This is a genomic window from Kocuria rosea subsp. polaris (assembly GCF_001483755.1).
In the GTDB taxonomy this organism is placed as follows: domain Bacteria; phylum Actinomycetota; class Actinomycetes; order Actinomycetales; family Micrococcaceae; genus Kocuria; species Kocuria cellulosilytica.
Window position 1 is genome coordinate 1 of record NZ_LQBK01000008.1, and the last position, 4,073, is coordinate 4,073.

The 4,073-nt window shown below is 71.5% G+C and carries 4 protein-coding genes and 1 pseudogene; 1 reads left to right on the forward strand and 4 read right to left on the reverse strand.

What is annotated here, in order from left to right; translation table 11 throughout:
• Nucleotides 1–119: 119 nt before the first annotated feature.
• A complete protein-coding gene (locus AVL61_RS06845) occupies nt 120–1,196 on the reverse strand; it encodes an SDR family oxidoreductase (protein ID WP_058873619.1) in 1,077 nt (358 codons plus the stop codon).
• Between the two features lie 137 nt (nt 1,197–1,333).
• Nucleotides 1,334–2,296, reverse strand: a complete 963-nt coding sequence (locus AVL61_RS06850) for a GlxA family transcriptional regulator (RefSeq protein WP_058873620.1) — start codon at nt 2,294–2,296, stop codon at nt 1,334–1,336.
• A 139-nt stretch (nt 2,297–2,435) separates the two neighbouring features.
• Here AVL61_RS06850 and AVL61_RS06855 point away from each other — a divergent pair, with 139 nt between their 5' ends.
• Nucleotides 2,436–3,092: an isochorismatase family protein gene (locus tag AVL61_RS06855; protein ID WP_058873621.1), complete on the forward strand. Its 657-nt coding sequence runs from the start codon at nt 2,436–2,438 to the stop codon at nt 3,090–3,092.
• Between the two features lie 251 nt (nt 3,093–3,343).
• On the opposite strand, the gene AVL61_RS06860 is transcribed toward AVL61_RS06855, so the two are convergent.
• Both AVL61_RS06860 and AVL61_RS06865 read right to left on the reverse strand, forming a co-directional pair.
• A complete protein-coding gene (locus AVL61_RS06860) occupies nt 3,344–3,832 on the reverse strand; it encodes a hypothetical protein (protein ID WP_231738311.1) in 489 nt (162 codons plus the stop codon).
• A 7-nt stretch (nt 3,833–3,839) separates the two neighbouring features.
• Nucleotides 3,840–4,073: pseudogene (locus tag AVL61_RS06865) on the reverse strand (aa3-type cytochrome oxidase subunit I); the annotation flags it as partial.

The window sequence follows — 4,073 nt, forward strand, 5'->3', positions numbered from 1 at the left end:
CGCCTACGACCACTGACCACCCCTTGGAATTACTCATCTAGCCGCCGGCCGAGCACGGGACGGCCCGTCCTTCCGGGAAGGTCCGTGACGGTGCCGCGGCGACCGGCCGGTGGGTCCGCTCAGGGGATGATGCCCTCGGCCCGGTAGCGCTCGAACAGGCGGATGAAGCAGTCCTGGGTGCGGCGATAGCCGGTGAACCCGGCCAGCCGGCTCTTGCTCATGTCGGCGACGACCTCGATCGGCCGGCCCAGGTCCGCATCCGTGTGCCACCACGAGGCCACTCGCTCGAGCCGCGGCTCGACCAGATCGTGCTGGGCCACGATCCGGGCCCAGACGTCGTCGGCGCCGCGCATCTGCTCCTGAAGGGGCCGCGGCGCCTCCTGGAAACCCTCCCAGTCGACCCCGAAGAAGTCGGCCAGGACCGGCCACATCCTCCGCCACCGGAAGACGTCGCCGTTGACCACGTTGTAGGCCTCGTTCCCGGCCGCCTCCGTGGTGGCAGCCCAGATCATGTGCTCGGCCAGCAGCGTGGCGTCGGTCATGTCGGTCAGGCTGTTCCACTGCGTCTCGGAGCCGGGGAACACGAAGGGCCGGCCGGTCTCCCGGCAGATCGCGGCCTGCACCGCCAGGGTGAGTCCCATGTTCATGGCGTTGCCCACCGCGTGCCCGATGACCGTGTGCGCCCGGTGCACCGACCAGCGGAATCCCTGGCGGCCGGCAGCCGCCCAGAGCTCGTCCTCCTGGGCGTAGTAGAAGTTCTCCACCGGCAGCCGGGGCTCCTCCTCCAGGAAGGGGGTGTCGGGCATGTCGCCCTGCCCGTAGGCCTCGAAGGGACCCAGGTAGTGCTTGAGCCCGGTCATCAGCCCGACGTGCTCCACCGGGGCATGGGCCAGAGCGGCCAGGAGGTTGCGGATCATCCCGGCGTTGACCTCGATGTTCTCCTTCTCGGTGGCCTGGCGGGACCACGCGGTGAAGAACACGTGCGTCGGCCGCTCACCGGCGAGCGCCGCTTCGAGGCTTTCGGCCGAGCGCAGGTCCGCGCTCACGTGCCGGGCGGTGCTGCCGGGCACGGGAGTGCGCGACAGCGCCACGACGTCCCAGTCCTGGGCAGTGAGCTGCTCGACGAGCGCGGAGCCGGCGATGCCGCTGGCGCCGACGACCAGGGCGGTCCGGGCGGAGATCTCAGATGAGTTCATGGGACCCCACTGTGCCACCGCGCCCCGCGCCCCGCCGCTCCCGGAGGGCGATGTGCGCGGAGGGAGAAATCGACGGCACCGGCCGCTGCCCGGCAGAGGGCCACCTTCTCGGCGCCCGCCCGCCAGAACCGACGGGGTCACTCCTCGGCCTGGGCCACCTCGGCTCGGAAGCGCGCGCGGTACTGCGAGGGTGAGATCTTGAAGGCGGCCGAGAAGTTCTGGCGCAGTGTCACGGGGCTGCCGATGCCGCAGTCAGTTGCGATCGTGTCGATCGGTCGGTCGGTGGTCTCCAGCAGCCGGCGGGCCTCGTCCAGGCGCCGCGCCCGCACCCAGGTGGCCGGCGTGGTTCCGGTCGCCGCCCGGAACGTGCGCACGAAGGTCCGCGTGCTCATGTGCGCCGCGGCGGCCATGACCTCGATCGGCAGGGGCTCGGCCAGATGCTGCCCGGCCCAGTCCATGACCCGGGAGATCGCGTCGTCGTCGGGCCGGGGAGGCAGTGGGCGCTCGATGTACTGGGCCTGTCCGCCCTCGCGGTGCGGGGCGATGACCAGGCTCCGAGCCACCGTGTTCGCCGCGTCGGCCCCAAGGCGTGTCCGGACCAGGTGCAGGCAGGCGTCCAGCCCTGATGCGGTGCCCGCCGAGGTGAGGACGTCGCCGTGGTCGAGGTAGAGCACCGACTCGTCCAGGGCGAGCTCCGGGTGCCGCTGCGCCAGCAGATCGAAGGCCTGCCAGTGCGTGACAGCCGAGCGTCCGGCGAGCAGCCCGGCATCGGCCACCGGGATCGCCCCGAGGCAGAGACCGACGATCGTCGCCTCCGCGGCATGGGCCGCCCTCAGCGTGCCGCGCACCGCCGCACCGGCCGGGCGCCCGTCGAGGAACCACGACGGCATCACGAGGACATCGGCGTCCGCCGCGGCCGCCAGGCCTTGGATGCCCTCGATGCCGTATCCCTCGGCGGTGCGGATCCTGCCGGGCCGGTCGGCGAACAGGAACGTCTCCCAGTCGCCCAGGCCCTGCCGGGCGACCTCGTCGAAGACCATCTGCGGCACCGACAGGTGGAACATGGTGATCCCGTCGAAGGCATGGATCCCGATCCGCATCCGCCCCCCTTCCGCTTGGCGTGAATCCATCGTACGTCGGCCTTTGCGCCACTGGTGGATCCTGGTCCGCGTTCGCAGGATGGAGGAGCACCCATCACCGGTCGCACCTCCGCGACCGCCGGAACCCCAGGAGTCCCCCATGCCCAGCCCGCAGCGCGCGCTTGTCCTCGTCGACGTCCAGCAGGACTACTTCGGCGGCGGCACGCTGGAGATCCAGCACCCGCCCCACAGCGAGTCGGTCCCTCGCGTCACCCAGGCGATCGAGGCGGCCCGCGCCGCCGGGATCCCCGTCGTCGTCGTCCAGCACACGATGGGTGAGGGCGCGCCGGTGTTCGACCCGACCCAGCCCGGCTTCCAGCTGCACCCCGAGGTGGCTCAGCGCCGCTCCGAGAACTGGAAGACCGTGGTGAAGCAGTACGGCTCCGTCTACGCCGACACCGACGTCTCCACCTGGCTGCGCGAGCAGGGAGTCGACACCGTCACGCTGGTCGGATACATGACGAACAACTGCGTCCTCGCTTCAGCCGTCGAGGGCGAGGGCCTCGGCTTCACCACCGAGGTGCTCGCCGACGCCACGGGCGCGGTCAACCTCGCCAATGACGCCGGCTCCGTCGACGCCGAGACCGTGCACACCACGCTCATGACCCTGCTGCACTCCAACTGGGCCGCCGTCGCCTCGACGGATGCCTGGGTCGAGGCGCTGAACGCCGGGCAGCCCCTGCCGGGCAGCGACCTGGGCAGCTCCGCCGTCGCCGGCGCCCAGCAGCACGCCGCCGTGGCCGGGCGTTCCGCCTGAGGCCGTCGCCCGCACACTGATCACCACTGCCCTTGGGCAGGGCGCCTCCTGCACATTTCGGAGGCGCCCTGCCCATGCAGATGCTCCCGTCGGGATCGGGTGAGACCTCGATCGCGCTCCGGGGACGGGCGTCGGACGTCCCGTGCTGGACGGCCACCCGGCGGCGGACCGCCGGTCAACGGCCCTGCGGGGTGCTCGCCGTCGTCGGGCCCGTCGACCGGCCAGAGGGCCGTGACCTGCCGGTGGCTTCTTCACGCGGCCCGCAGGTGGGCCAAGGTGAGCCCGATGGGGATGCTGACGAGGATGACGACGAGCAGGGTCCGGTATGTCCACAGGGCCCATGTCGGTCCGACGCCCTGGCCCGACACCGTGCGGATCATCAGGGCGAGGGCGACGACGAGGAGGAGTCCGCCGACGTCGACGATGAACGGCATTCGTGCGACGGTTCCGCCGATCACAGCTGCACCGCCGGCATTCCATGCCACGTGTTCGACCACGACGGTTCGTCGGGACGGCCGTTGTGACGCCAGTGCGCTCTGTGCGGCACCGAAGGCGATCTGCGCGACACCGGCCACCAGGACGGAGAATGCGGCCACCCAGGAGCCGTGCTCCAGACGCAGTGGTCCCGTGATGGCGGCGACGAGACCTCCGAAGACCACCCATGCCGCGCCGAGGACACGGAACAGGTCCGGGTGGGAACCGGCGGCCCTTCCGGAGCGGAGATCCGTCACGAGGCACACCCGAGGCTCAATCCTTCCGCGTGGCCATGGCGGCGTCGTCGACCGGGGACTGCTGCGGGGACTCCGCGGCCAGCTCCGGGTGGTGCAGGTCCAGGGCCGGGCGCTCGGAGCGGATCCGCGGCAGCGAGGTGAAGTTGTGCCGCGGCGGCGGGCAGGACGTCGCCCACTCCAGCGAGCCGCCGAAGCCCCACGGGTCGTCGACCTCGACCTTCGTGCCGTTGCGCCAGGTCGTGTACACGTT

Coding starts and splice junctions, on each gene's coding strand:
- AVL61_RS06855 (WP_058873621.1), top strand. CDS start 2,436: ATGCCCAGCCCGCAGCGCGCGCTTGTCCTCGTCGACGTCCAGCAGGAC.
- AVL61_RS06845 (WP_058873619.1), bottom strand. CDS start 1,196: ATGAACTCATCTGAGATCTCCGCCCGGACCGCCCTGGTCGTCGGCGCC.
- AVL61_RS06850 (WP_058873620.1), bottom strand. CDS start 2,296: ATGCGGATCGGGATCCATGCCTTCGACGGGATCACCATGTTCCACCTG.